The organism is Nocardioides sp. P4_G4, from assembly GCF_056401085.1.
Genome location: NZ_JBFUKA010000073.1, coordinates 1 through 22,361, shown reverse-complemented (window position 1 = coordinate 22,361; position 22,361 = coordinate 1). Strand labels below are relative to the sequence as shown.

General features: G+C 73.4%; 18 protein-coding genes, 1 tRNA gene and 1 pseudogene. 15 read left to right on the top strand and 5 right to left on the bottom strand.

Translation table 11 applies throughout. From position 1 onward, the window contains the following. Positions 1-321, top strand: a pseudogene (locus AC1DQF_RS16390) (ArsA family ATPase); the annotation flags it as partial. Positions 322-325: 4 nt separating this feature from the next. Here AC1DQF_RS16390 and AC1DQF_RS16385 read toward each other — a convergent pair. Continuing rightward, positions 326-613, bottom strand: a complete 288-nt coding sequence (locus AC1DQF_RS16385; RefSeq protein ID WP_457206618.1) for a WhiB family transcriptional regulator — start codon at positions 611-613, stop codon at positions 326-328. 189 nt (positions 614-802) lie between these two features. Between AC1DQF_RS16385 and AC1DQF_RS16380 the strand changes: the two genes are divergently transcribed. Further along, positions 803-3,217, top strand: coding sequence for a penicillin-binding protein (locus tag AC1DQF_RS16380; RefSeq protein WP_477526286.1), 2,415 nt, complete (start codon positions 803-805; stop codon positions 3,215-3,217). Between the two features lie 21 nt (positions 3,218-3,238). On the opposite strand, the gene AC1DQF_RS16375 is transcribed toward AC1DQF_RS16380, so the two are convergent. Further along, positions 3,239-3,697: a GatB/YqeY domain-containing protein gene (locus AC1DQF_RS16375; protein WP_477526285.1), complete on the bottom strand. Its 459-nt coding sequence runs from the start codon at positions 3,695-3,697 to the stop codon at positions 3,239-3,241. 25 nt (positions 3,698-3,722) lie between these two features. On the opposite strand from AC1DQF_RS16375, the gene AC1DQF_RS16370 reads away from it, so the two are divergent. Together AC1DQF_RS16370 and AC1DQF_RS16365 are read left to right on the top strand one after the other, a co-directional pair. Beyond that, positions 3,723-4,667 carry a metallophosphoesterase gene (locus AC1DQF_RS16370; RefSeq protein WP_477526284.1) on the top strand — a complete coding sequence of 315 codons (945 nt, stop codon included), beginning with the start codon at positions 3,723-3,725 and terminating at the stop codon, positions 4,665-4,667. Between the two features lie 101 nt (positions 4,668-4,768). After that, positions 4,769-4,845: transfer RNA gene (locus AC1DQF_RS16365), tRNA-Pro, on the top strand. Between the two features lie 90 nt (positions 4,846-4,935). Here AC1DQF_RS16365 and AC1DQF_RS16360 read toward each other — a convergent pair. After that, positions 4,936-6,942 (bottom strand): C1 family peptidase, encoded by a 2,007-nt coding sequence (locus tag AC1DQF_RS16360; protein WP_477526283.1) that lies wholly within the window; start codon positions 6,940-6,942, stop codon positions 4,936-4,938. A gap of 165 nt (positions 6,943-7,107) precedes the next feature. Beyond that, positions 7,108-8,625, bottom strand: a complete 1,518-nt coding sequence (locus AC1DQF_RS16355; RefSeq protein WP_477526282.1) for a hypothetical protein — start codon at positions 8,623-8,625, stop codon at positions 7,108-7,110. A gap of 169 nt (positions 8,626-8,794) precedes the next feature. Between AC1DQF_RS16355 and AC1DQF_RS16350 the strand changes: the two genes are divergently transcribed. Further along, entirely contained in the window at positions 8,795-9,760 is a 966-nt protein-coding gene (locus AC1DQF_RS16350) for a hypothetical protein (RefSeq protein WP_477526281.1), read from the top strand. Between the two features lie 21 nt (positions 9,761-9,781). Here AC1DQF_RS16350 and AC1DQF_RS16345 read toward each other — a convergent pair whose 3' ends face one another. Beyond that, entirely contained in the window at positions 9,782-11,080 is a 1,299-nt protein-coding gene (locus AC1DQF_RS16345; protein ID WP_477526280.1) for a protein kinase domain-containing protein, read from the bottom strand. Between the two features lie 110 nt (positions 11,081-11,190). Here AC1DQF_RS16345 and AC1DQF_RS16340 point away from each other — a divergent pair, with 110 nt between their 5' ends. The 10 genes from AC1DQF_RS16340 to AC1DQF_RS16295 form a co-directional block, all read left to right on the top strand. Then, positions 11,191-11,865 (top strand): vWA domain-containing protein, encoded by a 675-nt coding sequence (locus AC1DQF_RS16340; RefSeq protein WP_477526279.1) that lies wholly within the window; start codon positions 11,191-11,193, stop codon positions 11,863-11,865. Beyond that, positions 11,862-13,205 (top strand): protein phosphatase 2C domain-containing protein, encoded by a 1,344-nt coding sequence (locus AC1DQF_RS16335; protein WP_477526278.1) that lies wholly within the window; start codon positions 11,862-11,864, stop codon positions 13,203-13,205. The genes AC1DQF_RS16340 and AC1DQF_RS16335 overlap by 4 nt, the downstream gene beginning before the upstream one ends. A gap of 109 nt (positions 13,206-13,314) precedes the next feature. Further along, positions 13,315-13,578, top strand: a complete 264-nt coding sequence (locus AC1DQF_RS16330; RefSeq protein WP_107764289.1) for a WXG100 family type VII secretion target — start codon at positions 13,315-13,317, stop codon at positions 13,576-13,578. A gap of 2 nt (positions 13,579-13,580) precedes the next feature. After that, a complete protein-coding gene (locus AC1DQF_RS16325; protein ID WP_477526277.1) occupies positions 13,581-13,865 on the top strand; it encodes a WXG100 family type VII secretion target in 285 nt (94 codons plus the stop codon). A gap of 1 nt (position 13,866) precedes the next feature. Continuing rightward, complete coding sequence (locus AC1DQF_RS16320) at positions 13,867-14,916, top strand: hypothetical protein (protein ID WP_477526276.1); 1,050 nt, start codon at positions 13,867-13,869, stop codon at positions 14,914-14,916. Next, a complete protein-coding gene (locus AC1DQF_RS16315; protein WP_477526275.1) occupies positions 14,913-15,638 on the top strand; it encodes a hypothetical protein in 726 nt (241 codons plus the stop codon). Before AC1DQF_RS16320 ends, AC1DQF_RS16315 begins: the two co-directional genes overlap by 4 nt. A 67-nt stretch (positions 15,639-15,705) precedes the next feature. Continuing rightward, positions 15,706-16,440: a hypothetical protein gene (locus tag AC1DQF_RS16310; protein WP_477526274.1), complete on the top strand. Its 735-nt coding sequence runs from the start codon at positions 15,706-15,708 to the stop codon at positions 16,438-16,440. Positions 16,441-16,456: 16 nt separating this feature from the next. Next, a complete protein-coding gene (locus AC1DQF_RS16305; RefSeq protein WP_477526273.1) occupies positions 16,457-17,158 on the top strand; it encodes a vWA domain-containing protein in 702 nt (233 codons plus the stop codon). A gap of 19 nt (positions 17,159-17,177) precedes the next feature. Next, positions 17,178-21,167, top strand: coding sequence for an FtsK/SpoIIIE domain-containing protein (locus AC1DQF_RS16300; RefSeq protein ID WP_477526272.1), 3,990 nt, complete (start codon positions 17,178-17,180; stop codon positions 21,165-21,167). An 84-nt stretch (positions 21,168-21,251) separates the two neighbouring features. Then, the coding region (locus tag AC1DQF_RS16295) for an FHA domain-containing protein (protein WP_477526271.1) at positions 21,252-22,361 on the top strand (1,110 nt) is incomplete at its 3' end.

Sequence of the window (22,361 nt, the reverse complement as noted above, 5' to 3'; positions counted from 1 at the left end):
ACCGAGGACGAGATGCCGCTGGCCGGGCTGGTCGTCAACCGGGCCAGTCCCGCGGCCCGCTCGGACCTCTCGGCCGACGCGGCCGCGGCGGCCGCGGACCGGCTCATGGCCTCGACGTCGGAGTCGACGACGGCAGGGCTGCTGCGGCTGCACGCCGACCGGGTGCGGATGGTCGAGCGGGAGGCGCACCTGCGCGAGCGCTGGGCGACCGCCCACCCGGGGGTGGAGACGACCGTCGTGCCCGCCCTGGCGACCGACGTGCACGACCTCGACGGCCTGCGCCGCATCGGGGACCTGCTCGCCGGCGAACCCGCCGACTGACGCCTCAGACGGTGGCGACGACCTTGACGTGCTCGATACGCGCGGTCTCCAGCACGGTGCGCCACGACGCGGTCGGGCGACGACGCAGCAGGGCCCGGCGCTCGCGCTCGGTCATGCCGCCCCAGACACCCCACTCGATCTGGTTGTCGAGGGCCTCGGCGAGGCACTCGGTGCGCACGGGGCAACCGGCGCAGACCTGCTTGGCCTTGTTCTGCTCCGCGCCGCGCACGAACAGCGCGTCCGGGGTGTCCTGCTTGCAAGCCGCTCGCGGCGCCCAGTCCTCAACCCACATGTCGTTCCCCACATTCGTGGGCCTGTGCTGGTCACCCCCATAGCGACCATTCACGACCCGAGGTCAAAGGTATGTACCAGTGAGAGGTTGAGATAGGCACCATTTGGCTCAATTCACCTGGTCCTTTGTGACTAGTCCCCGCTCGCGCGAAGTGGGGGTGTGCTAGTCCCCTCCCGTACATTGGGCCGCATGTCCACGCCCTCCTCCCGACCTGACTCGGGTCGCTCGACCGCCCGGACCGTGGCCTCGCACCTCGCTGTGATGGCTGTCGTGTCGGCGATCCTCGGCGTCCTGGTCGCCGGCCTGGCCATCCCGTTCGCGGGGGTCGTCGGCGTCGGGGCCAAGAACGTGAGCAAGGGGATGGTCAACCTCCCCGCGGAGCTCGAGGCCAAGGAGCTGGCCCAGAAGACGCGCATCTACGACGTCAACGGCAACCTCATCGCCTCGCTCTACGACCAGAACCGCATCAACGTCCCGCTGAGCCAGATCTCACGCAAGATGGTGCAGTCGATCGTCGGCATCGAGGACTACCGCTACTACAACCACGGCGCCCTCGACATCCGCGGCACCCTCCGCGCGTTCGTCACCAACCAGGCCAGCGGCTCCGTGCAGGGCGGCTCGTCGATCACCCAGCAGATGGTCAAGCAGACGCTGCTGACCCAGGCGGAGTCCAAGAAGGAGGCGGCGGCCGCCACCGACGACACCTACGCCCGCAAGCTGCGCGAGCTGCGCTACGCGATCGCCTTCGAGAAGAACTACTCCAAGGACTGGATCCTCGAGCGCTACCTCAACATCGCCTACTTCGGAGACGGGGCGTACGGCGTGCAGTCGGCGGCTCGCCACTACTTCTCCAAGAACGCCAAGAACCTCAACTACGTGCAGGGCGCCCTGCTCGCGGGCCTGGTCAAGAACCCCACGGGCTACGACCCCACCAACTCCCCCGAGCGGGCCCTCAACCGGCGCAACGTCGTCCTCGACCGGATGGCACAGCTGGGGGTCATCGACCGGGCCAAGGCCGACAAGCTCAAGGAGCGCAAGCTCGGCCTCAAGATCGAGCGCTCGCCCAACGGGTGCCAGCAGTCCCAGGCACCGTTCTTCTGCGACTACGCCATCAACTACCTGATGAAGGACAAGTCCCTCGGCGACACCGCCAAGGACCGCCGGCGCCTGCTCCAGTCCGGCGGCCTGACGATCCGCACGACGCTGGACCTCGACTACCAGAAGGCCGCCGACCAGGCCGTCTCCGCCCACGTCCACCCGACCGACCAGGCCATCGGCGGGCTCGCCATGGTCGAGCCCGGCACCGGCTACGTGAAGGCACTGGCCCAGTCCCGCCCGATGGGCAAGGACAAGGCCAACGGCCAGACCTACCTCAACTACGTCGTCCCCAGGAAGTACGGCGACGCCAACGGCTTCCAGGCCGGCTCGACGTTCAAGGTCTTCGTCCTCGCCTCCGCCATCAACCAGGGCATCCCGCTCAGCACCTCCATCCCGTCGCCGGACAGCCTGGACCTCCCCGACTCCTCGTTCGAGACGTGCGACGGCCCGTACGCCGGCAGCGGCTCCTGGCCGGTCTCCAACTCCACGGGAGCGGGCACGTTCAACCTCTACACCGGCACCCAGGAGTCGGTGAACACGTTCTTCGCCCAGCTCGAGCAGCGCACGGGCATGTGCGAGCCGATCGCGCTCGCCGAGGACATGGGCATCGACCTGCCCAAGAGCCAGCAGGTCCCCTCCTGGATCCTGGGCATCTCGGACTCCAACCCGCTCACCATGGCTGAGGCCTACGCGACCTTCGGGGCCCGCGGCATCCACTGCGACTCGCTGCCGGTCACCTCGGTCTCCGACGCCGACGGCAACCTGGTCAAGGACTACCCCAAGAGCTGCGAGACCGTCATGCCGGGCGCGACGGCCGACGCCGTCAACGACGTGCTGCGCGGGGTGATGGAGCCCGGCGGCTTCGGCCAGAACATCGCCATCGACAAGCCGTCGGCCGGCAAGACGGGCACCAACAACGACAACATGTCCGTGTGGTTCGTGGGCTACACCCCCGAGATCGCGAGCGCCGCGATGGTCGCCGGCGCCGACCCGCTCGGCAACTGGGTGACGCTCAACGGCCAGTCGGTGGGAGGCTCCTACATCTCCAGCGCGTTCGGCTCCACCGTCGCCGGCCCGATCTGGGGCGAGGCGATGGCCGCCATCTCCTCCAAGCTCGACTACACCGACTTCACCGCCCCCTCCGGCGACCAGATCGCCGGCGTCCTCACCGGGGTGCCCGACGTGAGCGGGATGACGCAGGACGCCGCGACCCAGGCGCTGGAGTCGGCGGGCTTCGTCGCCAGCGTCGGCGGCGTCGTCAACTCCGAGGTGCCGGAGGGCCTGGTCGCCTACTCCTCGCCCGGCGGCGGCACATCCCTGAGCAGCGGCGACACCGTCGTCATCTACCCGTCGACCGGTTACGTCCCGCCCCCGCCCGCGCCCAGTGGTGGCGACAACGGCGGTGGCGGAAACGGCGGTGGCGGAAACGGCGGCGGTGGCAACGGGAACGGCAACGGCAACGGCGGCCGGGGCAACGGCAACGGGWACGGCAACGGCAACCGCTGACCGACCGGGCGGTCGGACGCGTCAGCCGAGCTGGCGGCGTACCTCCGCGGCGACGGCACCGCCGTCGGCCCGGCCCTTGACCTGGGGGCTGACCACACCCATGACCTTGCCCATCGCCCGCATGCCCTCCCCGGCCGCGCCGGTCTGGGCGATGGCGGAGGTGACGAGGTCCGCGATCTCGGCCTCGCTCAGCTGCGCGGGCAGGTAGTCGGCGAGCACCTCGCCCTCGGCGGCCTCCTTGGCGGCCATCTCCGGGCGGTTGCCCTGCTCGAAGGCGACCGCCGCCTCCCGGCGCTTCTTGGCCTCGGACGACAGGACGCCGATGATGTCGTCGTCGGTGAGCTCGCGCTGCTCCTTGCCGGCCACCTCGGCGTTGGTGATCGCCGTGAGGACCATCCGCAGGGTGGAGGAACGCACCTCGTCGCGGGCCTTGATCGAGGTGGTCAGGTCGGCGCGCAGGCGGTCCTTGAGGGAGCTCATGGGGTCATTGTGGCAGCCTTGCCGGGTGCCCCTCCTCCCCTTTGCCCGCCGCGCGCTCGAGGTCGGCCTCCCCGTCGGGCTCGGGGCCGGGACGGCCCTGGCGACGTACGCCGCGTGGGAGGCACGGCAGTACACACTGCGCGAGGTGAGCGTCCCACTGCTTCCTGCCGGGCACCGGTCGCTGCGGGTGCTGCACCTCAGCGACATCCACATGGCCCCGGACCAGCACGCCAAGCAGGCGTGGCTGCGCGACCTGGCCGAGCTCGCTCCCGACCTGGTGATCGACACCGGCGACAACCTCGCCCACATGCGGTCGGTGCCGGCCGTCCTGGATGCCCTCGGTGGCCTTCTCGAGCGTCCGGGCATCTCGGTGTTCGGCTCCAACGACTACTTCTCGCCGGGCTGGCGCAACCCCGCGCGCTACCTGATGCCGGACACCGGGCACCGCAACACCCACACGCCCGAGCTGCCCTGGCGCGACCTCAGGGACGGCCTGGTCGACGCCGGCTGGCTGCACCTGCGCAACGAGCGCGCCTCCCTCACGGTCGGGGACACGACCTTCGCGCTGGCCGGCGTCGACGACCCGCACCTGAAGTACGACGAGCTGACCGCCGTGGCCGGCCCGGCCGACCCCGGCGCGGACGTGCGGCTCGCGATCACCCACGCGCCGTACCTCCGTGTCCTCGACCAGTTCGCCGGCGACGGGTACGACGCCATCGTCGCCGGCCATACGCACGGCGGCCAGGTGTGCCTGCCCGGGTACGGCGCCCTCACCACGAACTGCGACCTCGACCGTGCGCGGGCCAAGGGGTTGCACCGCCACCCGGCGGACTCCCGTCCGGGTGACCCCGGCTCGTCGTGGCTCCACGTCTCGGCCGGTATCGGCACCAATCCCTACATCCGGCTGCGGGTCGCCTGCCGACCGGAGGCCACCTTGATGACGCTGACGACACGCCCCGAGCCGGCATGATCCCCCCACCCCGTCGCCCCCACCGATCCCGATTTCGGACGGGTCCGACCGCTCGGGTATGCTCGCCGTGCTTCRCAGCCGGTCACCGGTTCGGAGCGGATCGGGCTGTGGCGCAGCTTGGTAGCGCGCCTCGTTCGGGACGAGGAGGCCGCAGGTTCAAATCCTGTCAGCCCGACCATGTGATCTCGCAAGAGACGCCAAGGATCCGAACCCTCCACGAGGGTTCGGATCCTTCGCACGTCGGGGCGGGACGCCCCTTGGTCGGGCGTCAGCTCAGGAGGAACGAGTCGACGCCCACGTAGGGTCTGCCCGCGGTCCCCTCCACGACCACCCTGACGGTGTGCGTGCTGCTCGAGCCGAAGTTGAACCAGGCGACCACCGTGCGATAGCCGGCCGTGGCCCGGTAGTTGTCGATCGTGAACTGGTACGTGCCGTCGAGGTAGACGTACGCACGACCGCCCTGCGGACCCTGGGTGCCGACCAGCCCGAAGTTGGTCCCGGTGACCTGGACCGTCATCTGGGCGTTGGCCTGGCTGCTCTCGTAGCTCTGGCCGTTCATGTACGCGGCGTCGGAGTAGCTGGTCCAGCTGCCGGCGTACGCCGCGACGCTCTCCGCGTAGTTCTGGGGCGTGAACTGCGCGCTCAGCGACCAGTCGCTCAAGTTGCCCGCGGCGTCGTACGCAGCGACCGCGAACTGGTACGACGACCCGAACGCCAGGTTGTAGGTCACGCTCGTCTGGGTGTCGCCGATCGGCAGCTCGAGCCAGTCACCGCCGTCGGCCCGGTAGTAGAGGACGTACTTGCTCACCCCGACGTTGTCCGTGCCTCCCCAGGAGAAGGTCATCGGCGCCTGGGCGTTGTTGGCCACGTAGCTGACCGCGAACTGCTTGCTGAACGAGGTGATGGTGGGGCTGACCGAGTCGCCACCGCCGCTGGAGGACGCGACGAGTCCGTGGGCGAAGGTCGCCTCGTAGAGGTCGCGGCGCACGGCGTCCCACGTCATGTAGACGTAGCCGCCCACGCCGCGGTCGGTGCCCCAGGAGTTCTGGATGAAGAGCCCGTTCGCGTCGTAGCCCAGCGCGAGCATCTCGTGCAGGCCGTTGGTGAGGGCACCGGTGCCGGCGTACCAGCCCGACCGGTAGGTGTTGAAGTCCTGGCGGACACGGAAGGCGATGGCCACCGGCTGACCGGCGGCCAGCCGGCCCTTGAGGGCCTCGATCTCCGTCGGGGTCGTGCCCACGGTGTCGCCGCCGAGGCTGCCCGCGTGCCGGAAGATCGTGTCCCAGCCGCTGATGCGGTAGCTGGCGGCGTTGGCCGTCTGCGCGGCGTTCGGCCGGGTGTTCCACGTCGACGCCCAGCCGGCCCCGTAGTGCGCGGCGGTGTCGACGCCCTGCGTCCTGAGCACCTCCAGGGCGTCCTTCGCGTACGACCCCGACGGCTTGCCGGCCGCGTCGAGGCCGAGATAGGTCTGGGAGTAGACGTACATCGGTGCGAACGGCACCGACTGGCCGTACTTCTGGCGGTAGTACCAGCCGACCAACCCGTACGCGGTCGTCCAGGCCACGCAGGAGTTGACGTCCCCCTGGTTCTGCACCGCCATCGCCGACCCCCGCAGGTCGACCGAGGCCGGTGCGCCTGCACCATCGCCCGCACCGGGCGCGACGTCGGCCTCGATGCCGACCTCGTCCTCGGCCAGGGGCGGTTCGGCCCCGAAGCCGAGCTGGTCGACCGGGGTGACGACCGTGTCGCTGGGCGGCACGGTAGCCCGGGCCCGGACCAGCACGGTGCGCTTCGAGGTCGCCCTGCGACCCGTCCGGTCCTTGACCACCAACGTCGCGACGTAGGTGCCGGGCCGGGGGTAGGAGTGGGAGCGGGCCACGGTCAGCTTCCGGCTGCGGATGCCCGACCCGTCGCCGTAGCTGATCCGGAGCACCCGGAGGCCGCGCCTGGCCCTCGAGCCCTGGGTGCGGAACGACGTGGCGACCCCGGCCTCGAGGGTGGCGTCACCGACGGTGAGCCTGGCCCTGAGCACCCGGCCCGCCAGCAGCCGGGCGCGGGCATCGTCGCCCATCGGCAGGGTCGGGACCCGGGTGACGCCGTCGTCGCCCCCTGCCGCGTGGAGGCGCAGGAGGCTGTGGTCGAGGACGCGTCCCTCGTCGGAGCGACCCGATGCGGGCAGACCGGTGAGTCCGACCGCCAGGACCGTGACGAGGGTCGCGGACAGGAGCCGGATGCTGCGGCGGAGGCCGCCGGACCTCGAGCGTGGGGTGGACATCGGCTACCTCCGGATCGGGCCGCGGGGGTGCGGCAACCACACGGTCGGGGCGCCGGCTGAGGGGCGGCTGAGGTGTCCGGACCAGCGGGCGGGCCGGTGTCGGCGCCGCACGCGCGGCGGATCGGGCCGGACCATGGAGGTCCGGCCCGATCCGTGGCGCGGGTGTCAGTCGCCCTTGTCGGGGCGGGTGCAGCCCGCTGCGGTGCAGGTGTCCGGCCGGGGCGCGAGCGGGGTGGCGGTACGACCCGTCGGGTTGTTGCGGTCCGGCGCCGGGGGGGCTCCGGTGACGACCGGCGCGGACACCGTGGTGACGGGCTCCGGTTGCTGCTGCGCCGGCGGCTGCTGCTGCGGCTGCTGGGCGGGAGGCGGCGTGGGCGTCTTCGTCGGCTTCGTCGGCTTCTTCGGTGGGACGTAGCGGTCCACCCTGACCGCGGCGCTGCGGGTCAGGGCCCCGACGTTGCCCTGTCCCGGACCCACCACGACCCGGATCTTCCAGCGTCCGGGCTGCCGGGCCCTGGTGCTGAGCGTGAACTTCCCGCTGCTGCGGGTGCGAGCCCTGCCGATGGTGCGCCAGTGACCACGCACCTGCCGCTGGAGGTACGTCCCGGTGCCTCTGTTGCCGGGCCGGATGCTGCCCACCACCGTGATCCGCTGGCCCTCGGTGATCCTGCTGTCCTTCAGCCGGGCGTTGATCCGCGAGGCGACGTCCACGGTCACCGTCTCGGACTGGCTGCCCTCGTAGACCGCCGAGCCGGTCGTCGAGAACCAGTACTCGGTCCGCTTCGTGGGCTGGACCGCGAAGCCCGCGTAGTACTGGGTCGTGAAGGACCCGTCCGCGACGGGGACGAAGTCGGCCTGTCCCCACGTCCTCGCCCACAGCCGACCCGGGCCGTCGTAGTACTCCGCGACGGCGCCGTTGTGGCCGTGGCTGTGGCCGAGCATCCAGAACTTCTGCTTGTAGCCGGCGACGAAGCCGGCCCCGTCGCGCACGGTCTCCCCGTCCGTCGACCACTCCAGGTGGGCCATCGACGGCGCGCCCTCGAAGTCGTACGACGACGAGGTGTTGGCGCTGCCGACCCGCAGCCGGTCCACGTAGAACGCCTCTCCGTCACAGCCCATGAGCACGCCGAGGTCGACGCCGTTGCCGTTGCCGAGGTACTGGGTGAAGGCCGGGACGGTGAACGTCGACGGCCACGTCTGCACGAAGACCCCGTTGTCGTACTGGTTCCAGGTCAGGGGCACGGACAGGAGGTTGTAGCGCCGCCAGGTCGTCGACGAGTGGGTGAGCGGAGCCCAGCCCTGCCAGTAGGTGTCCGCGTCCTGGTAGTAGCGGGCGTAGACGTGGCCCCGGCTGGATCCGGAGGGCGCGTGGAGGTCGACCTCGAAGGCACTGAGGCTGGCCGGCTCCGGCGTGAACGCGACCGGCCCCATCTCGAAGCCCGTGGAGCTCAGCTGCCACCCCAGTGCGTGGTCGCCGAGGGTCCCCGACGCCTCGGACAGGTTGGTCCGGGTCGGGGTGGGGACGACGGTCGTGCAGCTGTCGCCGGTGAGGCGCAGGTACGGCGCGGTGGGCAGCGCCGCGTGGCCCTGGACGACGTACGCCGACTCGACCGCCTGCGCCGGTGGCGCGAGCAGGGTGAGCGGCAGCAGGGCGGCGACCGCCAGGACCAGGGTTCTCCTCATGACGCCACTCCTCGACTCGTGCCGGTGCCAGGCCACCACACCCAACGACGCGGCGCTGAGGTGTCGCTGAGGCGCCACCTCAGGGCGACCTCAGCGGCCGTTGGCACCCTCCGTGGACCGCGGCCGCCGGTCGCGCCCGCCGCCGACCGAGGAGCAGGGGGCACACCCGATGCCAGTGGGACCGGAGGACCTCTCGCGGATGGCCGACGCGCTCAGGCACGTCCTGGGGGCGTCGACCGATCCCGCGCGCCCGGGCCGGCTGCGGATGGCACTCGCGGCTCGGCTGGGGCCCGAGGATTCCCACCGACTGCGTGCCCTCCTCCACCAGGTGGTGATCGCCGCGGAGGAGAACCTCCCCACCGCCCTGCGCCGGATCAGCCCCCTCACGACCGAGGCGCTGCGACGGCTGAGCACGGAGCTGGCCACGGCCCGCGGGTGGAACGAGGAGGCAGCGGAGCGCACGACGCGGGTGTGGGTCGCGGCCCTGGGGAGGGAGGATCTGGCGCACGCGGCGTGGGGTCCGTCCGCCACCGTGTCGCGCCCCGCCCCCGACACGCACCACCCCGTGCCGCTCGACGTGACCGTCGCCCCGCCCGGTCCGTCGCCCGCGCGGCTCGCCCCTGCACCTCCGCGGACACCCCACGCGACCTCGGCCGGCGCCGGCCCTCCTCCCCCGGGGACCGGATGGCCCAAGGTCCCCACCCAGCTCGCCGCCCACACCCACGCCCGGTCCGGGGAGCCCGCCCGGGGCGTGGTGCTCGCCTACAGCGGCATGAACCTGGTCCTCTGCGTGGTGCTCGTGCTCCTGCTCCTGACCGCCCTCCTCGTCCCCGTGGTCGTCTGGGACGTCACCGGGCTGCTGCTGCCCGTGGTCGGCATGCTGCTGGCCTCGCTGCTGGTCCGAGGACTGCGCCGTGGAGCGCTCGTCGCCACCGACGGCGGTCTCGAGTTCACGCCGTACGACCAGCTGCTGCGCAAGCCCCGTCCCGAGGGCGGGTTCGCCGCCCCGTGGTCCGAGGTGAGCGTGTCGGAGGGCTATGTGTCGGCGCTGCACCTTGCGGGCCACCGCGTGCAGGTGGGTCCGCGCAACCGGGCCTTCGCGCGGCTGGCCGCGACCGCGGGCGGAGGACGCTGAATGTCCCGCACCCCGCCCCGCTCAGGCCTCGAGCACGCCCCGCGTGCGACCGAAGTCGATGGTTGTCCCCAGCACCAGTCCGATGCTGCGGCCGATGGCCACGGCCTGGGCGTCGGCTCCGGGCGCGGTCACCTGCCACGGCGTGGGACCGAGGTTGCGCAGGCCCCACAGCCCGGGCCTGGTGGGGTGCGCGACCACCTCGCCCACGACCCGGTCGTAGGCGTAGTCGCGCTGCAGGTGGTGCCGCGTGACCCGGGTGCCGGCATTGAGGACCAGCACCCGGTGGTCGATGCGCAACCGCACCGGCGGGGCGATCGGCCGGTCGCAGGCCCAGCAGGCTCGCATCGGGAGGCCGTCGTCGGTGAGGTTCTCGCGACCGCAGGGGCAGAGCACGATCGAGTCGAGCAACCGCGACAGGTGCGATCGCCAGACGCCCTCACGGACGCGCCGCGCGGGATCCCGCAGCCCCGTGGTGAAGGCGCGCGTGAAGTCCTCACGCAGGTAGGCCGGATACAACGGCCAGTACTGGAGGACCGCACCGTGGATCACCGGGTCCGGAGCGTTGGAGTCGTCGACCGGATCGAAGATGAAGAGCGGGTCGGTGCCGAAGAGCGCCCGCTCGGCGTCGCGGTCGAAGCAGTCGAAGGCGAGCTCGCGCCGTCCCTGCAGCGGGTGGTGGAACATCAGCAGGTAGAAGATCAGCACGGCCAGGGAGAAGAGGTCGGTCGACGTGGACGGCTGTGCCTGGCCGCTCACGACCTCGGGGGCCATGAACCGGGACGTGCCCAGGACCCGCGCGGGCTCCTTGCCGTCGATCCCCACGTTGTCGTTGTCGCACACGAGCGGGTGCCCGGTGGTGGGGTCGAAGAAGACGTTGCCCAGGCTGATGTCGCGATAGCACAGGCCCTGCGCGTGCAGCTGGAGGAAGCAGTCCGCGAGCCCCATGCACAGCCGGGTCACCGACGAGAACGACGCGTCCGCACGACCGGTCAGCAGGTCGGCGATCGGGAGGTAGCCCGGTGGCCGGAGCGGCATCACGTAGCCGAACCCGCCGTCGGGGCCATCGATCACCTCGATGGGCCACAGGAAGGCGTCCGAGGGTGCCGGCACCTGGGCCAGGCGCGTGAGGGCCGCGTGCTGGGCGGGGTGCGCCGCCTCGGCGCGGTACCACTTGAGGGCCAGTCGGCGGACGTCGCCGGCGTCCTGCGCGTCGAGCGCGAACACGGCTCCCTGGCCGCCCTCGCCGAGCAGGTCCCCGACGTGCCAGCTGCCGCCGTGACGGGGCAGCACGATCCGCGTCCCTCGTGGCAGCAACCCCATCACCTCCTCCCGGCCGCATCATCACGCACCCGCGGCCGGTTGACCACCGGTCCGGTGGATACCTGCCCCACGCCGGGTACGTCGTCGTACCGCTGCCGGAGGAGGAGCCCGTGACCGAACGACCCGGGGCCCAGCTGGCGCGACGTCCCCTCCACTTCTTCCTCCTCGTCGACTGCTCGGGGTCGATGGCGGCCCACGGGAAGATGACCGCGCTCAACACGGCCGTGCGCGAGGTGCTGCCGCTGCTGGCGGAGACGTCGCAGGGCAACCCGCACGCGGACGTGTCCGTGCGTGCCATCGGCTTCTCGACCGGCGCCCGGTGGCACGTCGGCGACCCGACGCCTCCCGACGAGCTGGACTGGGTGGACCTCGAGCCCGGCGGGTACACCGACCTGGGCGCGGGGATCGACCTGCTGTGCAGCGCGCTCACCGTGCCGCCCATGGAGGAGCGGGCCCTCCCACCGGCCGTCGTCCTCGTCTCGGACGGGATGCCGACCGACGACTTCGAGGAGTCGATGCAACGACTGCTCGCGCTCCCCTGGGGCGCCCGCGCGGTCCGGATGGCGGTGGCGATCGGTCACGACGCGGCGTACGACACGCTCGCCGCCTTCATCGCCGACCCCGAGATCGAGCCCGTCACGGCCGCCAACCCCGAGCAGCTGATCATGGCGCTGCGGTGGGCGACCGCGCACGTGGCGCGCGCCGCCTCGTCGCTCGCCGCCGCGGCTCCGCCTCCGGTCCAGGTCACGGCCTGGTCGGTCCAGGACGAGGAGACGGTGTGGTGAACGAGGAGGAGCCCCTCCGCTGGCGCGGCACGACGGCCTCGCAACGCGGGTCGTCCCACGCCGGTGGCGCACCCAACCAGGACGCCGCCCGGATGCGGGCCGTCGGCGGGTCCGGCGACACGTGGGTCGTCGCGGTCTCCGACGGTCACGGAGGCGCGCGCTACGTGCGCTCGGACACCGGTGCCGCGCTAGCCGTCGAGATCGCGGTCGCCCGGGTGGCCGCGGCGCTCGACGACGACCCCGGCGCCGACCCGCTTCCCCTGCTGCAGGGTGCCGTCCCCGCCGTGGTCGCCGGGTGGCGTGCCGCCGTGTCGGAGCACCGGGCGAGCCATCCCTTCTCGGACGAGGAGACCGGCCGAGCCGGGCGGCCGCTGGACCTCGAGCCCGAGGTGGCGTACGGCGCGACCCTCCTGGTGGCGGTCGTGGGCGAGGGGGGCGTCGGCCTGGCGCAGGTCGGGGACGGCGACGCGCTGGTCCGTTCGCACGGGTTCGCCGTCCGACCCGTGCCCGGTGACGCACGGCTGGCCGCCGGGGAGACCACGAGCCTGTGCCTGCCCACCGCGGAGGCGGACTTCCGCTACGCGGCGGTGCCGGCGTCCGCGCTGCCCGACCTCGTGCTGCTCGCCACCGACGGCTACGGCAACTCCTTCGCCGACGGCGACTGGTGGCACGGACTCGTGGACGACCTCGCGTCGTACGCCGCCTCGGCCGGCTTCGACGCCCTCGAGTCCGGGCTGCCGACCTGGCTGGCCGACTCGGCCGAGGTGGGCGGCGACGACGTGACTGCGGTGCTGCTGGTGCGCGAGCCGCTCGCCGTGGACCCGAGTGCCGTGCGTCCCGCTCCCCAGCGTCCGCCGGCCGCCACGTCCGACCCACCCGTCGGCGCGCGCACGGGCGGGCTGGTCTCCCGCACGCGGGAGCTGCCCACCGGCCCGGCGGAGGTCGCGTCGTCCCCCCGTCGCCGGCACCGTACGGCGCTTGCCGTGCTCGGCGTCGTCGCCGTCGTCACGGCGGTGCTCGTCGCCGTACGGCTCGTCGGTGCGTCCAGCTCGCCCCGGCAGGAGCAGCCGTCGACACCCGGCACCTCCTCCACGTCGCCCACCTCCGCCGTCCGGGGCCCGGCGACGTCCGAGCCCCGGGGACCGCGACGTGGCGGAGCCGGGAAGGGGTCGGGGGACGGGACCGGGTCCGGGTCCGGCGCACCGAGCACGACGCCGGGCACGACGCCGGGCACGACGCCGGGCACGACGCCGGGCGAGGCCGGCCCCGGTGACGCCGAGGACCCCGGAAGCGCCGAGGACGAGGCGCCACCCGCCCCGGACGGACCGGGACCCGGGTGAGGCGCGCGCGGCTCGGCGTACGACGCCCTCAGCCGGGCCTCAGCGCAGATCGAGAGTCTCTGACCACTCCCCCGATCGGGGGAACCCGACACGACACGGAGGTAGGACGATGGCACGAATCGGTGGAGAGCTCGAGCAGCTGGTGACCCTGCGGGGCGTCTTCGAGCGCGAGTCAGGAACCGTCGACGAGCTCACGCGGACCATCCGCGGCCAGCTCGCCGGCACGAGCTGGGAAGGTCCGGCGGCGGACCGCTTCCGGCAGATGTGGGACGCGGAGTTCGAGCCCAACCTGTCCAAGCTCCGCACGGCGCTCCAGGACGCGGCCATGGAGGTCTCGCGTCGTCGCGAGGCCCTGATGCAGGCGGGCAGCTGACGATGACCCTCGTGACCGGCGACCCCGCCAGCATGCGGGCCGCAGCCGCCCAGCTCCGCGCCAACGCGGAGACGCTGAGCGGGGTCGCGGCACAGGTGGACGGCAGCGTCGTGGGCATGACGTACGCCGGTCCTGCCGCGGACCGGTTCCGGGGGTCGATCGCCACCCAGAGCGGCAAGCTCCGGGCGGTCTGCGCCCGGATGGTCAACACGGCCGACACGCTGATGCGTCAGGCCGCCGTCGTGGAGGAGCAGACGCTCCTCGCCGCCGCACAGGAGAGGTACTGACATGACCGAGCTCCTCTGGCGGGCCCCCGCCCGCCTCTCGCTGTCCGGCCCCGCGGGGTGGGCCCCGGCCCAGCAGGTCGAGGTCCACCACCGCGACGGCGACGCCCTCGTGCGGGTCGAGACCTGGCCCGTGGACGGGTCCGCGGACCTCGACGCGCTCGCCGGGGCGCACGTCGCRGCCCCCGAGGGCGCCGAGGACGGCGGGCTCCACCGGGCGACCGTGCTCGGCTCGGAGGACGGCCGGCAGCGTGTCCTCACGTGGGCCGACGCCGACGGCGGACGCCACACCGCGACCCTGAGCTACGTCCTCGAGCGCGGCCGGGTGGTCGCGATGACCTCGGTGGTGCCGGCGGCCGACCCGGCCAAGGCCGAGCAGGCGGCGGCGATCGCGGCGTCCCTGTCCCTGACCTCACCCCTGGACCTGCCCACCGACGACCTCCCCCTGCGTCCGGCCGCGATCGACACCGCGGCCCTGCGGAGCGCGTGGCTCACTGGCGTCGAGCCGGACCCCGGTCCCTGGCACACCATCACCGTCGAGGAGTCCTTCGCCGCGGCCCGCCACTTCGGCGTGCCGATGCTCCCGGGGGCCGACACCGCCGCGTGGTCGATGCTCGACCCCGGCCAGCGGGACCTGGCAGCCGCCGTCGCCTGGCGCAGCCTCCGGGCGCGCGGCGCCGAGGACGACCCGGCGCTCGCCGAGGCGCTGTCGCTGGCCGCCAGCCACGACACCATCGTGGTCCTCACCTCCGGCGCCGAGCCTCCGGGTACCCGGTGGTTCGCCCTGCGCCCCGACCGGGCGGTCGAGGTGGTGCCCGGACCGGAACCCGGCCTCATCCGGCTGCGCACGTTCGACACCCCCGCCCTGGCGGACCTGGTCATCGCGTCCACGCCCACGAGTTCCGAGGTCGGCGCCTCCAGCGTCTACCGCGAGCACGGCCGCGTCGTCGGACGCGAGGCCACCTGGTTCACCGACGTCGACGACGCCGACCTCGTCCGCGGTGCGCTGGCCGGCCTGCTGCCCGAGGACAGCGGTCCAGGTCCGGACCGATGAGCGCCATCTGGATCGACCCGGTCGAGCTGGCCGCCGAGTCGGCGCTGCTCGGCGAGCTCGGCGCACGCGTCCAGGAGACCGTCACCGGCACCCGCACGTCGTGCACGTGCGAGGTGCCACGCTCCCTCGTCGGCTGGCTCGACGAGGAGCTGAGGGCGATCACGGTCGAGGCCCTCACCGCCACCGTCGGCCTCCTCCTGGAGGCGATGGAGCTGCAGCTGCGTGCCGACGGCGTCACCGCCGAGCAGTCCCTCGTCGCCGCCTCCCCTGCCCTGACGGACATCGCCACCGGGCCCGGATTCGCCGCCACCACGATGGGTGGCTTCTCGGCGTACGGCGAGACCCCCGGCCCGCTCGCGACCACCATGGGCGGGTTCTCGTCGTACGGCGAGCCGGCGCCGGCCGTGGCGACCACCGGGTGGGGAGGCCCGGGATACCTGGCCGGCGAGGTGCAAGCCGCGCCCGCTGTCCCGAGCACCGGGTGGGGCAACCCCGGGTTCGTCCTCAACCCCTATCCGGGCCCGGGCTGGCAGCCCCTGCCCCTCGGTCTCGGCCTCGGCGCGAGCGGCATCCCGGACGGCAATCTCGCCATCCGCAACATCACCGCGCCGAACGGCATCACGTTCGTCGACGACCACACCATCGTGGACCGGAGCGGCCGCAGCGGCAGCCTCGGGCAGATGGTGCGCAACCCGGAGACGGGCCAGATGGAAGTCCTGTGAGGCGGGACCGCCGCCTCAGGGGCGCCTCAGCGTCCCGGAGCATCGTCACTGAGAGGAGGAGATGACCATGAGCACTCAAGCTATCTGGATCGACCCGGTGGAGCTGACCACGACGTCGGGCGCCCTCGCCGAGCAGGCGATGCGCATCCAGGAGACCGTCACCGGGACGCGTACGACATGCACGTGCGAGGTGCCCCGCTCGCTCATCGCGTGGCTCGACGAGGAGCTCAACGCGATCACCGTCGAGGCCCTCCAGGTGGCCGTCGGCTACCTCCAGGAGGCCGTGGACTGCCGGCAGCGCGCCGTCGACCTCGAGGCTGAGCAGTCGCTCGCCCTCCAGGCGAGCGGGGCCGCCTTCGGGGTCGACGAGGCCGGCTGGATGGCCGGCGTGATCGGCGGCGCCTCGGTGATCGGCGGCACCTCGGACCTGACGAGCACGTGGCTCGGCGAGATGAGCACGACCACGGCCTTCGTCGGCGGCCAGAGCCTGTTCGACCTCAGCCCCGAGACCGCGACCACCACCATGACCATCGGCGGCCCCGGGTCCTACGAGACGTTCCTGGCCAACAACCCGCTGCTCGCCGCGGCCGAGAACCTGAAGAACACCAACCCGGGCGCGGCCAACCAGCTGTTCGGGCTGCAGAGCTCGCTGTTCCAGAGCCAGGCCGACATGAACGCCACCTGGCTGGCGCCCCAGGGTCTGAGCTACGTCAGCCCGGGCCTGTACGCCGACGACTTCGGCAGGTCCGGCAACCTCGGGCAGACCTACCGCGACCCGCGCACCGGCGACCTGGTCTTCTGACGCCGGCGGGACGGAGATGACGACGGAGGGCGGCAGCTTCCGGCCGGGCGCACGCCTGGCCGGTCGGCCGCTGCACTTCGTCTTCGTCCTCGACGGCTCGGGGTCCATGAACGCCGACGGCAAGATCACGGCGCTCAACGAGTCCATCCGCGACGCGCTCCCCCACCTGCGCGACCTCGCCGACCAGAACCCGTTCGTGCAGATCCTGGTGCGGGCCCTCGTCTTCGCCGACGGCGTGCGGTGGCACGTCGCCGATCCCACGCCGGTGCACGAGGTGGCATGGCCTCCGGTGGTCGCCGGTGGCTACACCGACCTCGGGGCCGCGCTCACCGAGGTCGGCGGCATCCTGCACGTCCCCCCGATGGACACCCGCGCCTTCCCCCCGGTCGTGGTGGTCATCTCCGACGGCCGTCCCACCGACGACTTCGAGGCCGGGCTGGCCCGGCTGATGGCCGAGCCCTGGGGCCGCCGCGCGGTCCGGCTCGCCATCGCCATCGGCACCGACGCCGACCTCGAGGTGCTGTCGGCCTTCATCGGCGACCCGTCGATCCCGCCGTTCTCCGCGCACGATCCCGAGCAGCTGGCCTACCTGGTGCGCTTCGTGTCCACGGCCGCCTCCCAGCTCGCCTCGTCCCCGGCCGGGATGGCCGAGGACAGGTCCTTCCCCACACCCCCGGACGTCCCCCAGCCCGCCGCCGGCGGGCTGCTGGTCTGGTGAGGCACCCGTGACGGAGAGGATGCGCGTCGACCTGGAGGTGTCCCGGACCGACTCGGCACCGCGGGTCGTCACCCTGACCGCGCCGTACGACGTGACCACCGGCGCGGCCCTGGACGTCCTCGGCGCGCACCTCGGCTTGCAGGGTGCCGCCGGGGCCGTGCAGGCCCGATCGCTGGTGTGCGACGCCTGGCTGGACCGACGGGTCCGCCTCGGCGACGCTGGGCTGCTGCGCGGCGAGCGGCTCTCGATCACCGTCGGCCTGACGCCGGGCTCCGCCGCGCGACCCCTGCACCGCTGGCCCGAGGGCCACGCCGGGGACCAGGAGGGGAGGGTCGCCATCAACCGGCCGCCCCGTGCCGTGCGCGCGGAGCCGTCCGACGTGGTGCCGGTCCCGACCCGTCGCCGGGTGCGGCCGGCGCGGCGGTTCCCCTGGGGAGCGATGCTGCTCCCCCTGGTGATCGGGCTGCTGCTCGTGGTCGTCACCCGCCGCTGGGAGATCGCGCTGTTCTCCCTGTTCACCCCGGTCATGGTCGCCTGGAACCACCTCGAGGAGCGCCGTGCGCGCCAGGACGAGCTGGGCGAGCACGGCCGTACCTACGAGGAGGAGTGCGCGGCCACCCTGGACCGGGTCGGGCGGGCTACCGCCGACTGGGAGCGGTGGCTGCGCGAGACGCACCCCGGGCCCGACGAGGTCCTCGAGATCTGCCGACGCCTGACCCCGCGGCTGTGGGAACGCCAGCCCGGGGACCCCGACTTCCTGCACCTGCGCCTCGGTACGGCGACCCGGGACGCCCCGGTCGAGCTCCGGGAGACGTCCGAGGCGATCGTCCCCGACACCGAGGGCCGACCCGACTACGCGAGCGCGGTCCGGGTCGCCGACGTGCCGGTGGTCGTCGACCTCCGCCGTGACGGGGTCGCGGCGGTCCTCGGCGACGGGCGCGACCTCGAACGGACCCTGGCGTGGCTGGCCGCCCAGGTGGCGGCCCTCCACAGCCCGGCCGACGTGCTGGTCGTGGCGGCCCTCGCCGGACCGGAGACGGCCGAGTGGTGCCGATGGCTCCCGCACCTCGCGCACGGGTGGCTCCCGTGCCCGCCCCTGGCCACGGACCGCCGGGCCGCGGACGCCCTTCTCGCGGCGGTCGTCGAGCTGGCGGGTCGACGACGCGCCGAGGGGCAGGGGCGTCGCGGCGGCGACGGTGCGCCGGCCCTGGTGGTGCTGGTCGACGACCGGCTGCGACCCGACCCGGCCCTGCTGGCGGCCGTCGTGGAGGCCCGGGACGTCGGCGTCACCACCGTGTGGCTCGGGACCGACGCCCGGTCCGTGCCCACGGCTGCGCCCTTCCTGCACACCGTCGCCGGGCGACGCGCGGTGCTCGTGGGCCACCGCGACGGGACCCGCCTCGACGTGTCCCCGGACACGATGGCGGGCGCGGACATGATCGACCTCGTCGGCTGCCTGGCGCCGCTCCGCGACGCCGCCGACGCCCACCGGGCCCGGTCGGTCCCCGACCGTGTCAGCCTCGAGGACCTGCTGCCGGACGTGGCCTCGCCGGTCGCCGTGCGCCGTCGCTGGGAGGCCGCACCCCTCACCCACCTGACGGCCCGTCTGGGCCTGTCGGCCGACGGACCGGTAGAGCTCGACCTCGGTCCCGAGGGTTCGCACGCGCTGGTCGGCGGCACCACCGGCTCGGGCAAGAGCGAGCTGCTGCAGACCCTCGTCGTCTCGATCGCGGCGGAGTACCCACCCAGCCGGGTCGGCTTCCTGCTGGTCGACTACAAGGGCGGCGCCGCCTTCAAGGACGCGATGCACCTGCCGCACTGCGTCGGCGTGGTCACCGACCTCGACCAGCACCTGACCCGTCGGGTCATGCAGGCGCTGGACGCCGAGATCCGGCGCCGGGAGGAGCTGCTGGCCGCCGGTGACGCCCGCGACCTCACCGAGCTGCGGCACCGCTCGCCCGGCACCGCTCCGGGGGACCTGCTGATCGTGGTCGACGAGTTCGCGACGCTGGCCAAGGAGATCCCCGCCTTCGTCGAGGGCATGGTGGACATCGCGGCGCGCGGGCGCTCGCTCGGGCTGCGGCTGGTGCTGGCGACGCAGCGTCCGGCGGGGGTCATCAACGACCGGATCCGGGCCAACGTCGGCGTCCGGGTCGCCCTACGGGTCAACGACGAGGCGGACAGCCAGGACGTCATCGGCCAGCGCGACGCGGCCCACATCCCCCGTGGCCTGCCGGGTCGGGCGTTCCTCCAGCTCCACCGCGAGCTCGTCGAGTTCCAGAGCGCGTACGTCGGCGGACCGGCCCGCGCGGGGTCCGACGCCGCGATCGAGGTGCGCGACCACGCCGAGGTTCCCGGGCGGCCGAGTCCCGTGGCGGCGGCCGGGGCCACGGTGCTGGAAGGGGTGGTCGCCGCCAGCCAGCAGGTCATGCGGCTGGGACGCTGGACCCCGCCCCACGTGCCGTGGCTGCCCGCGATGCCCGGCGTCCTCACCCGGGCCGAGCTCGCCGCCCGGGTGCCGGACCTCGACGAGGAGGCCGTGGTGCTCGGCCTCGCCGACCTCCCGGGGCAGCAGGCCCAGCGCGTCGTGGCCCTCGACCTCGAGCACCACCAGAACATGCTCGTCTTCGGCACGAGCCGCAGCGGCAAGACCACCGTGCTGCGCTCCGTGGCGGCCGGTCTGGTCGAGCACCTCGGACCGGACCGCCTGCACGTCTACGGCCTGGACTTCGCCGGGCACGGCCTCCACCTGCTCGAGGCCGCCCCGCAGTGCGCCGGGGTCGTGGGCCCCGACGAGCCCGGTCGCGTCGCCCGCCTGCTCCGGCGGCTGACCACCACCGTCGAGCAGCGCAAGCGGCTGATGGCTGCCCACGGCCTCACCGGGTTCGCCGACCTGGTCCGCACGTCCGAGGCGCCCGTCCCCCGCATCCTGGTGCTGCTGGACGGCTACGCCGGCGCCACCGCCGTCCTCGAGCGGATCGACGGCGGACGCCTGCTCGACCGGCTGGAGCGACTCATCCCGGACGGCCCCTCGGTGGGGATCCACGTCATCGTCACCGCCGATCGGCGGGCGGCCGTGCCGACCTCGCTGACCAGCGTCGTGACCACCCGCCTCGTGCTGCGGATGGCCGAGCGCGACGACTACGCCCTCCTCGGTGTGGAGACCGCGCTGGCCCGCGACGCCACCCTCGCCCCGGGCCGGGCGTTCATCCAGGGCTCCACCGAGGTCCAGGTGGCGGTCGTCGCCTCCGCCGACGCCGCGACGGAGCACCGCGCCCTGGTCGAGGCGATGGAGCGCGCGCGCCTGCGATGGCCGGGGCACGCCCCGGTCCTCGGTCGGATGCCCGACCGGGTGACCCTGGACGACCTGCCCGCACCGACCACGCCCTTCCGGCTGCCGGTCGCGGTCGGCGACGACGACGTGCAACCCGTCGGACTCGACCTGGGCGAGGGCCATGCCCTGGTCACCGGGCCGCCCCGGAGCGGGCGGTCGACCACGCTGGCCACCCTCGCGCACGCCAGCCGGCGCGCCACCGAGCCCCCGGCGCTGGCCCTCTTCCGCACCCGACGCGCCCCGCTCCAGGACGGCATCCCGTGGGACGTGGGCCCTGTCGACGTGCACGATGTCGCCCACCGCGGTCGCGCCCTGGCGGAGGTCGTCGGCCTGCTGGGGGCCGGCCGCCGGGTCCTCGTGCTCTGCGACGACGCGGACGCCTGGGACGACGCGGCGTCCGAGGCGCTGGCCGACCTGGTCCGCGCCGAGCGGGAACGCCCCCTGCGGGTGGTGGCAGCCAGTGACAACCGGTCCGCCCAGCGGGCGTACGCCGGGCTGGTGCCCGAGGTGCGCAAGTCCAAGCAGGGGGTCCTGCTGAGTCCGGACATCGAGCTCGACGGCGACGTACTTGGGGTACGTCTGCGCGCACCCCTGGAGCCCCTCGGAGCCGCAGGCCGCGGATTTCTCGTGTCGCGAGGGGTCGCGGAGCTCGTGCAGATCGCCCGAATTGAGTAGGAAGCGTCCGTTTTCCGTTCGGCCCGACACAGCGACCCCGAGCATGACGTTCGGTGCAGGACATCGAGGACAGGCGGATCGGTCATGGAGCACGAGAGCCAGGAAGCGGCCGCCGTACGGCGCCAGCTCGCACAGCTGGTCAGCACGCACGGACCGGGGATCCTCGACGACAGCAGACGAGTCCGCGCCATGCTCGCCGACTCCGTCTCCGGGGCCGTCGCCGAGACCAACCTCATCGGGCTCGCGCTCAGCTCCGGGGTGCCCGCCCGCCTGCGCGCCGCGGGTCCCGACGAGCACCGGGTCGCGCTCGCCATGGACGAGACGTCACGGGACCTCGAGCGCACCAGCTCGGTGCAGCCCGCTGACGCCCGGTGGGCCGTCGGGGTGCTCGCCGAGGCCCTCGGCCTCGTCACCGCCGGTCGGGGCACACCGCCGGTCGCGGTCCCCCCGTCGGGGGTCGACGTCGCGCCGCTCCCCGGCCCGTCCGGTCGCACACCCGGCGACCTGGTCGTACGAGCCGTGGGCCGCGAGCACGTCGCCCGGCCCGGTCAGGCGGTCACCATCGGCCGCGACCCCGACTGCACCGTCGTGCTGGACAGTCCCGCGGTGTCCCGCCGGCACGCCCAGGTGGTGGCCGGCCCGCAGGGATGGACCTTCACCGACACCGGCTCCACGCAGGGCAGCCACGTCCGCCAGCAGCGTGTCCACGACCTCGTCCTCACCGGTGAGACCGAGGTCGTGCTCGGCCAGGGACCCGAGGCGGTCCGGCTGCTGCTCGTCCCCTTCGGTGACGCCGTCACCCGCACCCCGGGGCCGCAGAGGCCGACCCCGGTCGCCACCGAGATCCCTCGCCCCGCCCAACCCGGCGGGCCGCTCGGCCCCGGACGGGCGCCGGCCACCGAGATCGTCGGCGAGCGGGCGGCTGACACCGTGACGGTGACCGTCGGCGGCGCCACCCGGGTCCTCTCGCCCGGGGCGGCCCTCACGATCGGGCGCGAGGACGACAACGACATGGTCGCGACCCACCGGACGGTGTCCCGGCATCACGCTCGCATCGAGCACGTGGGCGGGGCCTGGCACCTGCGCGACCTCGGCTCGACGTCCGGCACCTGGCTGGCCGGGCGGCGTACCAGCGATGCCGTGCTGGCGGGACGCCAGGAGGTCGTCCTCGGCGACGCCGCGCAGGGCGAGCGC

Coding starts and splice junctions, on each gene's coding strand:
- AC1DQF_RS16350 (WP_477526281.1), top strand. CDS start 8,795: ATGCCAGTGGGACCGGAGGACCTCTCGCGGATGGCCGACGCGCTCAGG.
- AC1DQF_RS16310 (WP_477526274.1), top strand. CDS start 15,706: ATGAGCACTCAAGCTATCTGGATCGACCCGGTGGAGCTGACCACGACG.
- AC1DQF_RS16315 (WP_477526275.1), top strand. CDS start 14,913: ATGAGCGCCATCTGGATCGACCCGGTCGAGCTGGCCGCCGAGTCGGCG.
- AC1DQF_RS16375 (WP_477526285.1), bottom strand. CDS start 3,697: ATGAGCTCCCTCAAGGACCGCCTGCGCGCCGACCTGACCACCTCGATC.
- AC1DQF_RS16330 (WP_107764289.1), top strand. CDS start 13,315: ATGGCACGAATCGGTGGAGAGCTCGAGCAGCTGGTGACCCTGCGGGGC.
- AC1DQF_RS16385 (WP_457206618.1), bottom strand. CDS start 613: ATGTGGGTTGAGGACTGGGCGCCGCGAGCGGCTTGCAAGCAGGACACC.
- AC1DQF_RS16345 (WP_477526280.1), bottom strand. CDS start 11,080: ATGGGGTTGCTGCCACGAGGGACGCGGATCGTGCTGCCCCGTCACGGC.
- AC1DQF_RS16305 (WP_477526273.1), top strand. CDS start 16,457: ATGACGACGGAGGGCGGCAGCTTCCGGCCGGGCGCACGCCTGGCCGGT.
- AC1DQF_RS16355 (WP_477526282.1), bottom strand. CDS start 8,625: ATGAGGAGAACCCTGGTCCTGGCGGTCGCCGCCCTGCTGCCGCTCACC.
- AC1DQF_RS16325 (WP_477526277.1), top strand. CDS start 13,581: ATGACCCTCGTGACCGGCGACCCCGCCAGCATGCGGGCCGCAGCCGCC.
- AC1DQF_RS16300 (WP_477526272.1), top strand. CDS start 17,178: ATGCGCGTCGACCTGGAGGTGTCCCGGACCGACTCGGCACCGCGGGTC.
- AC1DQF_RS16360 (WP_477526283.1), bottom strand. CDS start 6,942: ATGTCCACCCCACGCTCGAGGTCCGGCGGCCTCCGCCGCAGCATCCGG.